Raw genomic sequence first — 16,234 nt, forward strand, 5'->3', positions numbered from 1 at the left:
CCTTATTTTACCGGAGCTACGGTAAAACGAATTATTTCTCATATGATAATTATATCCTAAAATAAAGCCATATTAGTAATAAAGAATATAGCCGATTTGTTTGCAAACAAAATCAAGGTAATTAGCATGGAAGGGACGTTAGGTTTATGAAACTGGCTCAAGAAAAACAAGAAACATTTTTAATGGCACCACTATTAGTTCTAATGTGTGCACAAATTGGAACATCTGCCGATAACTCTGTCCTAAGTGTTGCAACAAATTCGTTAATTTCAACATTGAATGCTTCGATGAATGATATTCAACTAGCCAATATGGTTTACTCGCTTTGTGCGGGAGCATTTATGGTTGTTGGCGGTATGTTAGGAATTATCATCGGTTGGAATAAAAACTTTCGAATTGGAGCAGCCCTTATATTTATTGGAGAAGTGATATTGGCAATTTCACAAAATATAATGTTATTCACATGGGGAGGAAGACTTATTGTTGGGTTAGGTGCGAGTTTGATGATCCCCTCTGTATTAGGAATGATTCCAGGAATATATAAAACTGGGAAAGAACGCGCATTTGCTTTTGGGGCAATCGGTGCAGCAACAGGGATTGCTTCAGCAGCAGGACCAATTATAGCAGGTATCTTAATTGACAATTTTGGATTTCGAGTAGCATTTGGCTTTTTAGCAACTTATTTCGCTTTAGTTTTAATTGCTTCTAGTATCATTCCGAAAATCCCAAAATCATCATCAAAATTACGGTTAGATTATCTAGGTATCATTATTGCCGCTTGTGGTCTCTTTTTATTCTTAATTGGGATTTCAAAAATAAATGTTTGGGGATTAGTTCAACCAATTAACGCTCCATTCACAGTGTTTGGATACTCACCTTCATTACCACTAGCTATACTAGGACTTATTATATTGAGCTTCTTATTAAAAGTAGAAAAATATGTTGAGAAAAAACACGGTTGCGCATTAATTCCATCTTCCTTTACTTCAAATGCGCAAGTACGAGAGGGCTTATACGCTTCTGCGATTGTTTTCTTTTATCTAGGTGGACTGATTATGATAGTCAATCCTTATCTACAGATTGTTAACGGCTTTAATGCCTTACAAACAGGATTTGCTATGGGATTTATGGGATTACCTATGTTTTTAGTCTCTTTACTTACACCAAAATATTTCTCTCATGTTCATCCTAAATATTTATTACGCCTTGGATATCTTTTACTTGGTATAGGTGTTATTCCTATGAGTATCTCTTTATTACCAAATGGCGTTAGTAAACTTATGTATTTCGGATTAATTATAGCAGGGATTGGAATGGGACTTATAAGTTCACAAAGCTCAACAATTGTTGCTACAGCAATTAATACTCGAGATGCTGAACAATCTGGTGGTATTCAAACAACTTCACGTAATATTGGTCAAGCAATCGGTGTGGCAATATTAGGAATGGTCATGTTGTTTTCATTATCTGCTGGTTGGGATTCTGCTATTCAAAAAGGATCTGGCCTTTCAGAACAAGTAAAATCACAGATTCAAAATGAAGGAATCGCCTTCAAAAGTGATGCTGATTTACTTCACCAATTTAATAAGGTACCTCTAACTAAGCGAGAAAAACAGACATTATTAGAAGTTAACTCGCAGGGCCGTATTCAATCTACCAAATATGCTCTATACACTATGGGATTGATATCAGTACTCTTTCTATTAGGAACTACTGGTATTAAAAATAATTCAGAAAAGGATGATACAAAATGAAAATCTTCAAAGGACAAAAGGTTTATTTAATGGACGATGGCTTTTCAACTGCTACAGGAATAGTGGAAGAAAACGGAAAAATCATTGAAACTGGTAATTTTGAAGAGCTTGTTAACAAATATCCTGAAGCTGAAAAAATAATGACTTATGAAAATGATTATTTATATCCAGGATTTGTCGAACCTCATTCACATCCTATGCTTACTTCCTATTTTTTAGGAAATTGTGCTTTAATTGATTTTAAACATTGGGATTTTGGGAAATATGGTGTAGCGCCTGCTTGCCTCACTCATGAAGATATGATGAATCGATTAGAAAAAGAAGTTGCTAAAAAAGAAAAAGATGCCTTTTTATTCTTCGGATATAATAAGCAACGCCACGGTACAATCACTGCTAAAGAGCTTGATCAATTAGAAAATCAAAAACCTGTTGTATTACTTTATGGAACAGGGCATGGTGCAGTAATGAACACTTGTGCAATGGAAACATTCGGATTTAACAAAATTCCTAAAGATACATTTGGTTGTGGATTAACTGAAGAGGGTAATTATAATGGTGTCTTTACCGAAACAGCCTATATGCCTTATATCAGCTATTTAGCACCAATTCTCTATAATAATGACAATCTAGAAAAAGGGAAAAATTTATATTTAGAAAATGCAAAAGTGAATGGTATTATTGCTACTGCAGAATATATGGGTGGCGGTACATCAGGTGTAGAAAATGAAATTGAATTTTATCAAGATTTCAGTAGTGAAGATTATCCTATTCATATGTCCTTTTTAACAAACTATCAACACGTTAATAATCAATTTGATAATGATAACCAAAAAACTTTCGAATATATAGATAGTATGATGTCAAAATACGATACAGATAACTTTAAAATCATGAAAGCCTTAAAATTCTTCTTCGATGGTGCTGTAATTGATCATCAAATCATGTTATCCGAACCTTTAACAAATGGAGAAGTTGGGAAGTGGAATTACGACTTTAAAGGTCATAATATTGAAACATTTGTCGAAGATTTTCTACCATTCTGGAAAAATGGATATGACTTTTATATTCACTCCCAAGGTGATTTATCACAACTAACTTTAGCAAAAAAACTAAAAGAATTATTAACTAAAGTTCCTAGAGATGATTATAAAATGTCCATTCAACACTTTGCTTTTTCCAATGACGAATTTTTTGAATTCGTACGAGCTAATAACTTATCTATCAGTATTTCAGCTCTTCCTGCTTATATGGATATTTGGCCCATGTGGGACAAAGCAGGATTATATCCAAAACATTTTCTAACTCAAAACTTCTTACGTCTAAAAGATGTAACAGATGATGAGCATTTTGATTTATCTATTCACAGTGATGCTTGTAATATGCCAACTAGACCACTTTATGGAGTATATAAAGCGGTAACTAGAAAAGATGATACTGAAACAAAAGTGAAAGATGATCGTCCACAAAATATTGATTTAATTACAGGTATTCGAGCTATTACAATTGAAGCTGCCAAACAAAATCGAAATGAAAATATATTCGGTAGTATTGAACCTGGTAAACGCGCATCATTTGTTGTATTTGAAAAAGACTTATTTGATCCAAACAATGATTACGAAAACCTAAAACAAAATGTTAAAAATCTAGTTATAAATGGAAATGATGTTTCACTTAATTAAATATATTTGTGATAACAATTCCTACATTTACTATGCTTATTCTTTCTCCTCCTATTGTTCATAAATCATATATAAGAGATTGTCCCAAAAGGTCGTTAAAAACGAGCTTTTAGAGACAATCTCTTCTTTTTTATTAAGCTATCACTATACTAATCATCCATTTGACAATAGCGATCAAAAAAATTCGCAATCACATCTCGATCTGATCGGTCTATCATCATGTTAATTCTTCCTTGTAGATAACCATATAAGAGCCAATTTGAACACTCTCTTAGTTGGTTATATTTATCCTTTTTTGCCTTAAAGCATAATATCGTATGGTCTTTTTTTGTTTTGTAATAATATTTAGATATATCATTGTAATCAATAATATATTCTCTTTGCAGTTGATACATTTCTTTCACTTCGTAAATCATAACTTTATGTCTTGTCCCAAAAACGACAAATCGATTTCCTACATCTGTAAGTACCAATGGCATAACAAAATAGTCCGCAGAGCATAAAAGAGATCCTGAGTAGTAGCCCCCTGTCGCACTCGCTTGAAACTGTAATTCGATATATTCATCCTCCTCTAGCTCATAATGTGCCTTTCTTTCTATCTCTTGTAAATTTTTCTTTGCAATTTGCTTTTTAATATCTTTTTTCTTCTCTTCTAAATTCCCAATAAAACGCTCTCCTATCTCTTCAAAATGAGCTATTTGTCGTTCATCCCACTGCTCCAAAACAACTTTCTCTAGACCATGTTCATACCTCATAATATCCCTCCATGCCCCTTTTTAATTTTTCCCTTCCTCTAGACAGTCTTGTATAAATGGCACTTGTACTCATATGTAGTTCTTCAGAAATCTGCTTTATGCTCTCATCTGCAATATACTTTCGATAAAAAATGTGATAGTCCACCTTATCGAGCCGTTGAATAGCCTCTAAAATAAATTCTTTTTCTTCCTCTTTCAACAAGACTTGTTCTACATCTTCTTTATCTTTTAAAATGCACCGTTCCATTGTTTGTTCTATCAATTTTCGCTTAAACTTTCTTTTATAATCTAGCGCCTTAAACTTCGCAATCGAAATAATCCAATTCTTAAATTGTCCCTTTTCAATTTGAAAATGATCTATTTTATACCAAAGAATGAAAAGAACATCGTTATAACATTCCTCACTTTCAACTCTTTCTTGATTTTCTCCTAATATACTTCCTATAACGCCATAGATAAGCCTACTATACTGAAGAATAACTTGATCTAATGCTTCTATATTTTGCTTTTTCAATTCAGCCACTAATTCCTTATCATTCATACCTTTCCCTCCCTTACTTATATATACGAGTGTAACAAATAGTTTCTTACAATATTTTTAATTAAAAGTTTTTCAATAAGGAGCTTTCACCATTAAATACGAACATTATTCATTAAACAAATAATTTAATTCGACATTAAACCGTTTTCTTAGGATTCCCTCCTGTAAAATCCCAAGAAATAAACTAAAAAGCTTTGACTTCTGTAATAAAATGATGTACATTACCAATTGGGCGAACAATTTTTACAGATGATAATAATAACATTCGTATTTAGGGGTGTAAGCTATGGAAAATGTATTCGACTATGAAGATATTCAATTAATTCCTGCAAAATGTATTGTAAATAGCCGTTCTGAATGTGACACAAGTATCACTTTAGGAAAACATAAATTTAAATTACCTGTCGTGCCTGCAAATATGCAGACAATTATTGATGAGAAAATCGCAACGTACTTAGCGGAAAATAATTATTTCTATATCATGCATCGTTTTCAACCTGAAACACGCATGGCATTCGTTAGAGATATGCAATCACGAGGATTAATTGCTTCTATTAGCGTTGGGGTTAAAGAAGAAGAGTATGAGTTTATAGAGCAGTTAGCTGCTGAACAGCTTTCACCTGAGTACATTACAATCGATATTGCACACGGTCATTCAAATGCCGTTATTCAAATGATTCAACATATTAAAAAATATTTACCAGAAAGCTTCGTTATCGCTGGAAACGTTGGAACACCAGAAGCAGTGAGAGAACTCGAAAATGCTGGTGCTGACGCTACAAAAGTAGGGATTGGACCTGGTAAAGTTTGTATTACAAAAATTAAAACTGGATTCGGAACTGGCGGATGGCAGTTAGCTGCACTTCGCTGGTGCGCAAAAGCTGCAAGTAAGCCAGTTATTGCTGATGGGGGCATTCGTACACACGGAGATATCGCAAAATCAATTCGATTTGGAGCAACTATGGTTATGATTGGTTCCTTATTTGCTGGTCATGAAGAGTCTCCAGGAGAAACAATCGAAAAAGATGGCAAACTGTATAAAGAATATTTCGGTTCGGCTTCTGAATTCCAAAAAGGTGAGAGAAAGAACGTTGAAGGGAAAAAAATGTTTGTTGAACATAAAGGTTCTTTAAAAGATACTTTAATTGAAATGGAACAAGATCTACAATCTTCTATTTCGTATGCTGGTGGAACAAAATTAGAATCCATTCGTACTGTAGATTATGTCGTTGTGAAAAATTCAATTTTCAATGGAGATAAAGTATATTAAGTCTTATCAATCCGATAGATGAGCAATTACCCGGGCGTAATTGCTCATTTTTTTATACACGTATTCTGCCAGATTAACTGCCTCCACTGCTATATCTCAATTGATTCAAGAAGAAGGGCAACCCGCAGTAAATCGCTGGCTCGAAGTACTGCGCGCTGGCGGAACGATGGAACCGCTTGAATTAATGAAACATGCAGGAGTGGATATGTCAAAACCAGATCCAATCCGCAAGGCTGTTTCTTATGTAGGTTCATTAATTGATGAATTAGAACAGTTGTATCATGAGTAATAAAAAACAAGCCCCTTATTCTTAAGGAGCTTGTTTTCTACTTCCCAAATCTTTTACGATACCCGCATTTTCGACATAACTCTTCTACCGCAACTCTTCTTGAAAAGCCATCTACAAGATTTTTTGCTCTTTCCCCTTCAATAATATTGGAGAACGAATCATCATTAATATTCCCAAGGTTAATGATTCCCTCACCATCTAAACAACAAGGGATAACTGTTCCGTTTGCTAAAATACCCGCTTGCGTTCGAAGACCATAGCAAAATCCTTTTCCATCATCTTCTTCCTCATGAAGAGCTGGCCACTGGAATTCATAATCTTGGTTAATAAAGATGCGATCAGCAAGCTTTATACCGCTTCCGGGTGTAATCTTCTCCTCAATTTTGTATGGCAGATTAAACTCTTTTTCAATCATCTCTAACAGTTCTCTATTTCGCTTTCTCTCAAGATTTGTCTTATTATCTTGCGTCAAGTTCCACAATCTTAATGAAACAATTAAATCCGATTCACTTGTTGCTTCTCGAATAAAGGAAAGTATATTCCTTACATACCCTTCCTTATCCTCCGAACCAGGATGTCCATCAAAACTATGGAGCGAAAAATTAATCTGTCTTAATGCTGGTTTATTTAATAATTTATGTTTTCTCTTTTGAATTAAAGTGCCATTCGTTGTAATATTTACTTTAAACCCTTTTTCATGGCTTAAATCTAACAATTTGTCTATTTTAGGATGAAGCAACGGCTCACCTTTAACATGCAAATAAATGTAGTCTGTGTGCGGCTTAATTTGGTCTAACCTCTTTGAAAAATCCTCCACAGACAGAAACTGCTTCTGCCGTTCTGTTGGCGGACAAAAACTACATGCAAGATTACACACACTCGTAATCTCTAAGTAAAACTTCTTAAACTTTTTCAACCTCAATTCCCCACTTCTTTGACTACTTAGAACAACCCATTGTCCTCCCACTATTACAGCATACTTTTTACGAAATGGGAACATGTTGATTTGAGATACTTATTACCATTTTTCTTTTTCTACATACTCCAATTTACACAATAATCGACTGCCTATTGTCCCTCTTGATTCTTATCGCCCTTAAAAACAAGCCAACGCTAAGAAATATGCCGGTTGCGACAATTCCACTAACAGGATTTAACCAAAAATCCCCTTGATCCGTAAATGTAATGACACCACTAATTGTAACCAAAACTGTCGGAACAGCGTCCTCAAGCGCATGCATACATACACATGGCCATACGGATTTCGTGAGCCTGTATATTTCAACATACATGACCGTCCAGCACACCATGAGCACACATCCGATTAAGAGGGTACTCATCCTTGAAGTGGATTCAAAATAATCATTTGGTAAAAATACGATATAATAAGCACTATGCCATAAAGCCCAAATAAGACCAGAAATAAGATACAGTAGCCAATCATTCATTTTTAGTTCGATTAACTTTGGCGTTAAATAACCACGCCATGCAAACTCTTCAAATATATTTTTAAGAAAATTACTTGCCATAGAAATCATCATAATGGATAAAAGCGAAGATCGTTCAACATGCGATATGTCCGCAGCACCAAAAAAGAGTGCAAATCCAACACTTACGAGAGTAACAAAAGGATAAATAGCGAATGCCGTAACATACCACTTCACATTATTTTTCACATTTAATTTCAACCCCATGTCTTTCCAATCACGGCGAATGATTCTAAAAAATATAGCCGTTAAAAACGGTAACACTAACCAAAGCCCCATACCTAAAGAATTACCTTCCGTTTGATCTGTAAGGACAGAATCAAGCAATACCCCAAGCCATCCACTGCTCAAGACAACAATAATAAAAACAATCAAATGAACCTTTACATTCCCTCTCTTTCCCGTCACCATGTTAAATCGTCTCCTTTTTCCATTTGCCCTCTTTCACATCAATAGAACATAACTACCAGTAATCTTTTCTCCCCCTACATATCCATAAAAAGCTACTATGCATCGGTTCATTATATTTAATACGATTCATTTATATGATGTATTCTTTACGACCTATTCTATAACCTTTCTATCAATAAAAATCCCCTTGACCTCATTATGCCAAGGGGATTCATACATATTTTATTGAAACATTACCTTAAAATAATAATTTCTTTTTCGTATCATAATTAACATTTTTGCTTTTATATTTTAAGGCAAGTGTAAATTATGAAATTATATTTCATAAGGGAAAATGATAGTAAGGATTTATTTATGATACGGTTCCCCACGATTAATCCGAAATGCACGATAGATTTGTTCTAAAAGGACAAGTCTCATTAATTGATGCGGCAATGTCATTTTAGAAAATGATAGAGATTCATTTGAGCGTTTCATTACTTCTGTACTTAAGCCAAGGGATCCACCGATTACAAAGGCGATTTTGCTTTTTCCATATGTAGCGAGGCGGTCTAAGTTCTCTGCAAATTGTTCTGATGATTTTTGCTTTCCTTCAATTGCTAGTGCAATGACATGCGTATCATCTGAAATTTTGTCTAGTATACGCGCGCCTTCTTTTTCTTTTACAATTAACATCTCTGCTTCGCTTAAGTTTTCTGGTGCTTTTTCATCTGGCAATTCAATTACTTCCACTTTTGCATAAGATGATAATCGTTTTAAGTATTCTGCAATACCTTGTTTTAAATATTTTTCTTTTAATTTCCCGATTGAAATAATTGAGATATTCACATGTATTCCCCACCTTACAAACACGTTATCCACAAAACTTATCCACATATCCACAATCATTACCCACATATTGTGTGAGAATCTGTGTTCGATACAACATATGTCGCCTTATTTTGACAAAATTCACATGTTTTTTCTTCTTTTTCGGAGTTATCCACACTGTTGATAACAGGTGCGACTTCGCATTCATCCACAATGATATCCAATGCTAACTCCACATGTTCTAAACAACAAGGTAAATTCATATTTCTCACCTCACTTTTCTACAATAGAAAACAGGAGGCAGTCCTCCTGTTTTTAATATTTTTGACTAGCCAATTTCACTGTTGTTGTGGAGCGCTTTGTACCACGATAAAAAGTAAGAGTCATTTTATCATTGATTTTCTTATTATATAAAGCTGTACGAAAAGCAATGATATCTTGTATTGGTTTTCCATCTACCGCGACAATCACGTCATGCTCTCTAAGACCTGCGTCAGTACCTGGTGATGGACTTTTCACGTCTAAAATACACACACCATTTGTAACGCCACCCGGCAAGTGTAATGTTTCTTCCCAGTAGTAGTTTGGAATTTCATTTAATGATCGAAGTTCAATTCCTATATATGGCCTTCTTACAGTGCCATACTTTTCAAGCTCATTCATAATAGGAACAGCCCTTGTCACAGGAATCGCTAAACCAATTCCTTCTACTTCTTTTGCAGCGATTTTCATGGAGTTAATTCCAATCAGTTTCCCCGCTGCATTTATAAGCGCCCCGCCACTATTTCCAGGATTAATAGCCGCATCGGTCTGTAACACTTCCACTTGCCAGTCATAATGTCCATCTTGATCTAGATCTACAGGGACAATTCGTTCGTTTGCAGATATAATTCCTTGTGTTACTGTTCCTGAAAACTGTAATCCAAGTGGGTTTCCGATCGCAATAACTGCTTCCCCGCGACGTACTGTATTCGAATCACCAATTTCAATTACCTTTTTGACAGGCTTCGCATTTATTTCTATAACAGCTAAATCTGTCACAATATCGCTTCCTAATATTTTTCCAGGAACTTTTGTTCCATCACTTAAGCTAATTTCAATTCGATTCGCACCAGAAATGACATGGTGATTGGTGACAATATAGGCATGACCATTTGTTTTTTTATAAATAACACCTGATCCTGTGCCAGCTTCTGCATCTACTTCAGAAAAATGATCACGCTGAATATTGATTACACCGACGACCGCTTCTGAAGCGCGATCAACAGCATCTACAAAACTGGAATGTTGCACCGTTTGTGACGGTTCACTCACTATGTTTCCTTCACTTGCTTCTGCTTGCTGTATAGTTTTAGTCTCGGACTTTGAAAACAAAGGAGCTCCAAATGCAAACAATGAAGCTCCTACAACAGTCCCCGCTATGCTAGAAATAACAAGACCTTTGTGCTTCTTTTTCCTTGTACGTTTCATACGGTTTTCTTCATCAATAAAGGACATATTTGTTCACCTATCTTCCTGTAAACAGCTATATTCACCTTTATTGTTTACTAAAATGAAGAATTATACGTATTGAATTTTTGTTGGATTCTTTGGATCTGTGTCATGTATTTCAAACGCTTCTCCAACTCCAAATCCTTTTTCTTCTAGTACTTGCGAAACAGCCATACGCGCTAGTTCTTTCATATTATTATCTAAGCTTAAATGCGCTAAATAAATATGCTTTGTTTCATCTGTAATAACATCGGTCATTGCAAGTGCAGCATCTTCATTCGAAACGTGGCCTACATCACTTAAAATACGTCTTTTAATACTCCATGGATAACGGCCCATACGAAGCATTTCAACATCATGATTACTTTCGAATACAAAAGCATTCGCACCTTTAATGACACCCTTCATACGATCGCTTACATAACCTGTATCTGTGATAAGTGCTAGTTTTCTACCACCATGATGAAAAACATAAAACATCGGTTCTGCCGCATCATGGGAGACCCCAAACGATTCAACTTCAATATCTCCGAATGTTTTTACATCACCAATTGAAAAAACGAACTTCTGATCCGTTGCAATATTTCCAATTAAATGCTCCATAGCGTTCCACGTCTTTTCATTTGCATAAACGGGTAAATTATACTTGCGTGCTAACACTCCAAGTCCTTTAATATGATCACTATGCTCATGTGTTACAAGAATACCTGATATATCTTGAATATTTAATTCAGCTTGCTTAAATAAAGCCTCTGTTGCTTTACCACTCAAGCCTGCATCAACAAGCAATTTTTGCTTGTCAGTTCCGACATACAGCGCATTTCCTGTACTGCCACTCGCAAGTACACTAAAATGCAGACTCATTCCCATTCACTCCATTGTATTTTTCTTTTTCCTCACCTAGCTTAATAACTTGTCCCTCAATGGCATTTACAAAGTGATCTTTTTTTCCTTTTTCCTTTAAATTCCACGTTGGAGTCAATACTTGTTTATTCGATTCAGCTAAAGAAACGAGTGTTGCATAACCAATTTGCGCTTCTTTAATATGCGTATTTGGAGTTAATTCCTGCTTCACAAATAAATTTTCTAAAGCTTTCTGAGCCGGAATAATCTCTTGCTCTTTCGCTTTATCATTCTCACCCATTTCTTTCAAATCCGTTAACATGGTTTGCGTATATGAAACGATTTCATCCTTTTCATTTAAAGTAACGACAATCATCGCATGATCATTGTAAAAAATAGGTTTGTCTTTATATTTTTGAAAGAAATAAATTTTTGAAGCCTCTGATTTTGCAAATTCATATTTTTGACCATCTACTACATAATTCTTTAAAAAATCACTATATTTATCTTTAGCAAGTGTTTTTGAATTTTGGATTGGCTCCTTTAGATCACTTTCAATTTTTTTAGCATCCTCTTGTAATCTAGGTGTTTGATTTTTTAAGGAATGAATATCTTCTTCCTTAAAAACTTTATTTTTCGCGATAATAAATGAATCTTTCTTTGGTTCGTTTGGTAAATCATCAACCGTAATATGATCAGCTTTTAGTTGCTGATCTATTTTTGTTTCCGTCATAAGTTCTAATTCATTATTATTTTGCTTTTGAATGAATTGAAACACGAGAAAGAGGTCTAAAACAAAAAAGGTAACAATAAAAATTGTTTTAATCCTATTCCAGTCCAATCAGACTTCCCCCTTTCTCTTCACTCCACTCATACATCATATGGTCTTCCCCATACTCCACGTACCAAATTGGTTTTAACATACCAGTTATTGTTTTAGTACTCATCGGTCCATTCGGATGATTTTCTAGCACAAACTTATAACCAATCCCGATATTTTGAATCAAATTCTTATCGATATCTGGATTATTGGCTAATGACTGAATGACGGTATGACCAGGTGGAAGTATAACTTTATCTTCTTGACTACTTCCTGCAAATTTAAATAACGGTCTTTGATAACTAATCAGTTCCTCAGATCCCCAGATTTGTTTTAATGTCGTTAATCCATATTCATTAAATACAGGTAAATCTTCCTCATATAAGCGGAACTTTGTTTCCCCCTTAGGGTCCACATATACAAAACGATAGTTATCTGTTATACCATTATGCCCGCTCAAAAATTCAAAGCTTTTTTGGACAAGAATATTATCATCTACATTATTATCACGAGTTACGGATGAATTTGTATATTCAAGCTTAATACCATTCTGTTTAATCTGCATGGAACGAATTCCATCCGTATATGTTTCATCTGTATTATTATTCGAAATTAGCGTTGCATAACGTGGATCACTAAACAGCGCATTTTTAAACGACTCTATTTCCATATTGCTCGTAATGTACATCCAATTTCTTTTTTCTGTCACTCCATCTGGTAAGAATATGCTTTTTGTATCATTGATTCGATACTCAAAATACGGTCTTGCTAATACGACAAATTTATTTTCTGCATTTACAATATCTCGTACATTTACATCTCTTAATGTCATTCTGTAAATTTGACGACTATTATACGCAACAAAATTTATATCAATACTTTGATCTCGGCTTCTGGAAGGATCAATAATAATTCGATCAAAACTTTGCTTTTCTAACTTTTTATCTTTAATTGGCAGCACGCTTCTTATTGCTCCAAATGGAATAGTGGTAGGGAAGACAATTTCAATTTTTCCTTCCCCATGTACATACGATAAAAACTCACTCTTAGGAATTGTACTTGTGATATTTGCCCAATCTTGTAATTCACCATTCTTCAGGATGTTATATATTATATTTATATTTTCTTGTTTTTTACTTACAAAATGATGTTTATTATCCTTATGAACGATTACAGAAGAGGGAAGAATGACGTGCGAAACATCCACACTTTCCGGCACTGTAGTACCCTCAACAAACTTAGTATTCTGCATTGAATGAGAATCAGGTACATATGTCCATAGATTAAAAGTAAGAAACAAACTAATAACTACTAAATTAATTAGCACAATGGTTTTAAAATTTTCCATATTCATTACCAATCGTCCTCTTCTTCTTTCGCCAACGGAAGGGTAAAGTAAATTGTCGTTCCTTTTCCTTCTTCACTTTTTGCCCAAATAGATCCACCATGTGCAATAATCATTTCTTTAGCAATTGCTAAACCTAGACCAGTTCCGCCCATTTGTCTTGAACGCGCTTTATCTACGCGATAAAATCGTTCGAAAATTTTATCGACATTTTCTTTCGGGATTCCCATACCTTGGTCGCTAACGCTAATTTCTAACATATCTCCACGATCGCGTAAACGATATGTTATCGTTCCGCCTTCAGGTGAATATTTTAGGGCATTTGAAATAATATTGTATAAAACTTGGGTAATTTTATCTGTATCCATATCAACAAATCTTGCTTTTTTCGAAAAAGAACGATTGAAGATTACATTTTGCTCCTTAGACATTTCAAATCGATCAATGACGTTATTAAAGAACTCCGTAAAATCTACCCATTCTTTCATTAAACGATATTCTGTACTATCCATTTTAGATAGTTGTAACAATGCGGTTACAAGTCGAATCATTCTTTCAGTCTCTTCTTGTGTGACCGTTAAAAATTGCGGTGCAATATTTGGATCTTTCCATGCTCCATCACCCAGTGCCTCAAGATAGCTACGCATCGTTGTAAGTGGTGTTCGCAACTCATGTGATACATTCGCTACAAACTCACGACGTTCACGATCAATTCGCTCTTGTTCCGTTACATCATACAATACTGCAATTAAACCATTTGCTTTACCAGTGTCTTTTTGAATAACAGAAAAACTAGCTCGTAAAATGTACGGTTCATTACGTGTACTAAAATCTAATAAAACCGAATCCGGTTCTTCATATAAATGATCTAATGTAAATTCGTCTCGAATCCCTAATATCTCTAAAATCGATTGATCCAATGCTGTTTCACGCGAAACATTTAGCATTTTTTCAGCAGGGTCATTTAATAAAATAATATCCCCTTTTCGATCCGTAGCGATTACACCATCAGTCATATGTGATAAAACCGATGATAGCTTGCGTCTTTCGCTTTCTGTTGAAGAACGGGCTTGTTGTAATTTTTTCGATAGATTATTGAAAGATAATGCTAATTGTCCAATTTCATCATGGCTATGAACTTTTACTTTGCGTGAGTAATTTCCTTTTGCCATTTCAATTACCTGTCTTCTCATATCTGAAATCGGTCTGGTGATTGTTTGAGCTAATAAAATACCTAAGGCGGCAGTCACTAATAATGCGATGACTGTCCCTGTTGCAAAGATTTGGTTAATGTCTTTCATTTGCTTATATACATCTTCCATAGAAGCAACAATTTTTATAACACCAGCTACTTCACCTTCCCCTTGATTTCTTTCAATTGGGGTAACCATAACTTGAACACGATGTCCCGTACTTCCATCTTTCTCAATCTTTGATTCCATCTTATTTTGTACAATGACTCGTTGAACAGTTATATCTGTAGACGCTCGGTTCACCTGACTTTTCTTAGCTGGCGAATTATCAGAAGTCGCCAATAGTTTCCTATTCCGATCAAAAACACTTACTTCCTGAATATCACGCTTTCGGTCATTCGCAAACTTCTCAATCGAGTTATTAACGGCTTGTTGGAAAGATATTTCATTTTTATCACGTTCTTTATTAAATTCTTTATTAAACTCTTGCTTTAAGTTATAAGACAACAAATTCGTTTGTTGTGTTAATGAATCTTTAAAACTTTGCACGAGACTCTTTTCTAGCTCACGCACAAAATATAGACCAATAACCTGCATTGCTATTAATATTAATAGCATATAGATGAGCACAAACTTTAAATGAATAGATTGAAAAAAACCAACTTTCTTCATATTTTATTCCTGCTCTGGGTCACGCAAGTAATATCCTACTCCGCGTCTTGTAACAATTAGAGTTGGATGACTTGGATTATCTTCAATTTTTTCACGTAAACGACGTACTGTTACGTCTACTGTACGTACATCCCCAAAATAATCATAACCCCATACAGTTTGTAATAGATGCTCACGTGTCATAACTTGTCCTAAATGCTTCGCTAAATAATGTAGTAACTCAAATTCACGATGCGTAAGTTCAATACTCTCTTCTCGCTTCGTTACACTATACGCATTTGGATTAATAACAATTGGTCCAATGACCATTTCTGTATTTTCCTCTTTCTCTGCTGCCCCGCCTTGTTGGTGACGGCGTAAGTTAGCTTTTACACGAGCTAGCAGTTCTCTCGTACTAAATGGTTTTGTAACATAATCATCTGCTCCAAGTTCTAGTCCTAACACTTTATCGATTTCAGAGTCCTTTGCTGTCAACATAATAATTGGCATTTCAGAACTTTTACGGATTTCACGACAAACCTCTAGTCCATCTTTTCCTGGTAACATAATATCTAATAAAACCATATCTGGTTGTTCTTCATTAGCCTTTTCGATTGCTTCATCCCCATCATGGGCCATTACAATTTCAAAGCCCTCTTTTTCTAGATTAAACTTCAAAATATCTGCGATTGGCTTTTCATCATCAACTACTAAGATTTTTTTTCCCATCATCGTGTATTTCCTCCTCATAAAAATATGGTCAATAATCCTTAAACAGATAGGTATTTCCTATTTAAAGTTCACCCTTCATTTAAGTATTTTCTCCTCTATTCTCATAGAATCATGTATGATCCACTTTTACACGGAATCCTATACGATCTATAGAAAAACCCCT

15 protein-coding genes and 1 pseudogene are annotated in these 16,234 nt (G+C 34.8%); 4 read left to right on the forward strand and 12 right to left on the reverse strand.

Features of this window, described 5'->3' with window-relative positions; genetic code table 11:
• Positions 1–146 precede the first annotated feature (146 nt).
• Both MR063_RS11325 and MR063_RS11330 read left to right on the forward strand, forming a co-directional pair.
• Positions 147–1,754 (forward strand): MFS transporter, encoded by a 1,608-nt coding sequence (locus MR063_RS11325; protein WP_242197745.1) that lies wholly within the window; start codon positions 147–149, stop codon positions 1,752–1,754.
• Positions 1,751–3,433 (forward strand): amidohydrolase family protein, encoded by a 1,683-nt coding sequence (locus tag MR063_RS11330; protein WP_242197748.1) that lies wholly within the window; start codon positions 1,751–1,753, stop codon positions 3,431–3,433. The genes MR063_RS11325 and MR063_RS11330 overlap by 4 nt, the downstream gene beginning before the upstream one ends.
• A 149-nt stretch (positions 3,434–3,582) precedes the next feature.
• Here the strand turns inward: MR063_RS11330 and MR063_RS11335 are convergent, their stop codons facing one another.
• Both MR063_RS11335 and MR063_RS11340 read right to left on the reverse strand, forming a co-directional pair.
• Positions 3,583–4,188, reverse strand: coding sequence for a hypothetical protein (locus MR063_RS11335; RefSeq protein WP_242197753.1), 606 nt, complete (start codon positions 4,186–4,188; stop codon positions 3,583–3,585).
• Complete coding sequence (locus tag MR063_RS11340) at positions 4,178–4,729, reverse strand: sigma-70 family RNA polymerase sigma factor (protein ID WP_242197756.1); 552 nt, start codon at positions 4,727–4,729, stop codon at positions 4,178–4,180. Before MR063_RS11340 ends, MR063_RS11335 begins: the two co-directional genes overlap by 11 nt.
• 286 nt (positions 4,730–5,015) lie before the next feature.
• Between MR063_RS11340 and guaC the strand changes: the two genes are divergently transcribed.
• Positions 5,016–5,999: a GMP reductase gene (gene guaC, locus MR063_RS11345; protein ID WP_242197760.1), complete on the forward strand. Its 984-nt coding sequence runs from the start codon at positions 5,016–5,018 to the stop codon at positions 5,997–5,999.
• Positions 6,000–6,045: 46 nt separating this feature from the next.
• Positions 6,046–6,288: pseudogene (locus tag MR063_RS11350) on the forward strand (oligoendopeptidase F); the annotation flags it as partial.
• 37 nt (positions 6,289–6,325) lie between these two features.
• Here the strand turns inward: MR063_RS11350 and MR063_RS11355 are convergent.
• The 10 genes from MR063_RS11355 to walR form a co-directional block, all read right to left on the reverse strand.
• A complete protein-coding gene (locus MR063_RS11355; RefSeq protein ID WP_242197763.1) occupies positions 6,326–7,204 on the reverse strand; it encodes a radical SAM/SPASM domain-containing protein in 879 nt (292 codons plus the stop codon).
• Positions 7,205–7,337: 133 nt separating this feature from the next.
• Positions 7,338–8,186, reverse strand: a complete 849-nt coding sequence (locus tag MR063_RS11360) for a CPBP family intramembrane glutamic endopeptidase (protein ID WP_242197766.1) — start codon at positions 8,184–8,186, stop codon at positions 7,338–7,340.
• A 348-nt stretch (positions 8,187–8,534) separates the two neighbouring features.
• Positions 8,535–9,014, reverse strand: coding sequence for a 23S rRNA (pseudouridine(1915)-N(3))-methyltransferase RlmH (gene rlmH / locus MR063_RS11365; RefSeq protein ID WP_242145084.1), 480 nt, complete (start codon positions 9,012–9,014; stop codon positions 8,535–8,537).
• A gap of 59 nt (positions 9,015–9,073) precedes the next feature.
• Complete coding sequence (locus MR063_RS11370) at positions 9,074–9,259, reverse strand: CxxH/CxxC protein (protein ID WP_242197769.1); 186 nt, start codon at positions 9,257–9,259, stop codon at positions 9,074–9,076.
• A 52-nt stretch (positions 9,260–9,311) separates the two neighbouring features.
• On the reverse strand, positions 9,312–10,493 hold the full coding sequence (locus MR063_RS11375; protein ID WP_242197772.1) for a S1C family serine protease: 1,182 nt from the start codon (positions 10,491–10,493) through the stop codon (positions 9,312–9,314).
• Positions 10,494–10,556: 63 nt separating this feature from the next.
• Entirely contained in the window at positions 10,557–11,351 is a 795-nt protein-coding gene (locus MR063_RS11380; RefSeq protein ID WP_242197775.1) for an MBL fold metallo-hydrolase, read from the reverse strand.
• Positions 11,335–12,171, reverse strand: a complete 837-nt coding sequence (locus MR063_RS11385) for a two-component system regulatory protein YycI (protein ID WP_242197778.1) — start codon at positions 12,169–12,171, stop codon at positions 11,335–11,337. Before MR063_RS11385 ends, MR063_RS11380 begins: the two co-directional genes overlap by 17 nt.
• Positions 12,158–13,504: a YycH family regulatory protein gene (locus MR063_RS11390; RefSeq protein ID WP_242197781.1), complete on the reverse strand. Its 1,347-nt coding sequence runs from the start codon at positions 13,502–13,504 to the stop codon at positions 12,158–12,160. Before MR063_RS11390 ends, MR063_RS11385 begins: the two co-directional genes overlap by 14 nt.
• Positions 13,504–15,360 (reverse strand): cell wall metabolism sensor histidine kinase WalK, encoded by a 1,857-nt coding sequence (gene walK / locus MR063_RS11395; RefSeq protein ID WP_242197784.1) that lies wholly within the window; start codon positions 15,358–15,360, stop codon positions 13,504–13,506. Before walK ends, MR063_RS11390 begins: the two co-directional genes overlap by 1 nt.
• 3 nt (positions 15,361–15,363) lie before the next feature.
• Positions 15,364–16,071: a cell wall metabolism DNA-binding response regulator WalR gene (gene walR / locus MR063_RS11400; protein WP_002174499.1), complete on the reverse strand. Its 708-nt coding sequence runs from the start codon at positions 16,069–16,071 to the stop codon at positions 15,364–15,366.
• Between the last annotated feature and the right edge of the window lie 163 nt (positions 16,072–16,234).

Origin of the sequence: Bacillus cereus group sp. BfR-BA-01492 (genome assembly GCF_022662815.1) — a bacterium.
Classification (GTDB): Bacteria; Bacillota; Bacilli; order Bacillales; family Bacillaceae_G; genus Bacillus_A; species Bacillus_A cereus_BD.

Bases quoted from the DNA above. Each gene is read 5' to 3' on its own strand.
- MR063_RS11325 (WP_242197745.1), top strand. From the start codon at position 147: ATGAAACTGGCTCAAGAAAAACAAGAAACATTTTTAATGGCACCACTA.
- MR063_RS11330 (WP_242197748.1), top strand. From the start codon at position 1,751: ATGAAAATCTTCAAAGGACAAAAGGTTTATTTAATGGACGATGGCTTT.
- MR063_RS11335 (WP_242197753.1), bottom strand. From the start codon at position 4,188: ATGAGGTATGAACATGGTCTAGAGAAAGTTGTTTTGGAGCAGTGGGAT.
- MR063_RS11340 (WP_242197756.1), bottom strand. From the start codon at position 4,729: ATGAATGATAAGGAATTAGTGGCTGAATTGAAAAAGCAAAATATAGAA.
- guaC (WP_242197760.1), top strand. From the start codon at position 5,016: ATGGAAAATGTATTCGACTATGAAGATATTCAATTAATTCCTGCAAAA.
- MR063_RS11360 (WP_242197766.1), bottom strand. From the start codon at position 8,186: ATGGTGACGGGAAAGAGAGGGAATGTAAAGGTTCATTTGATTGTTTTT.
- MR063_RS11370 (WP_242197769.1), bottom strand. From the start codon at position 9,259: ATGAATTTACCTTGTTGTTTAGAACATGTGGAGTTAGCATTGGATATC.
- MR063_RS11375 (WP_242197772.1), bottom strand. From the start codon at position 10,493: ATGTCCTTTATTGATGAAGAAAACCGTATGAAACGTACAAGGAAAAAG.
- MR063_RS11380 (WP_242197775.1), bottom strand. From the start codon at position 11,351: ATGAGTCTGCATTTTAGTGTACTTGCGAGTGGCAGTACAGGAAATGCG.
- MR063_RS11390 (WP_242197781.1), bottom strand. From the start codon at position 13,504: ATGAATATGGAAAATTTTAAAACCATTGTGCTAATTAATTTAGTAGTT.
- walK (WP_242197784.1), bottom strand. From the start codon at position 15,360: ATGAAGAAAGTTGGTTTTTTTCAATCTATTCATTTAAAGTTTGTGCTC.
- walR (WP_002174499.1), bottom strand. From the start codon at position 16,071: ATGATGGGAAAAAAAATCTTAGTAGTTGATGATGAAAAGCCAATCGCA.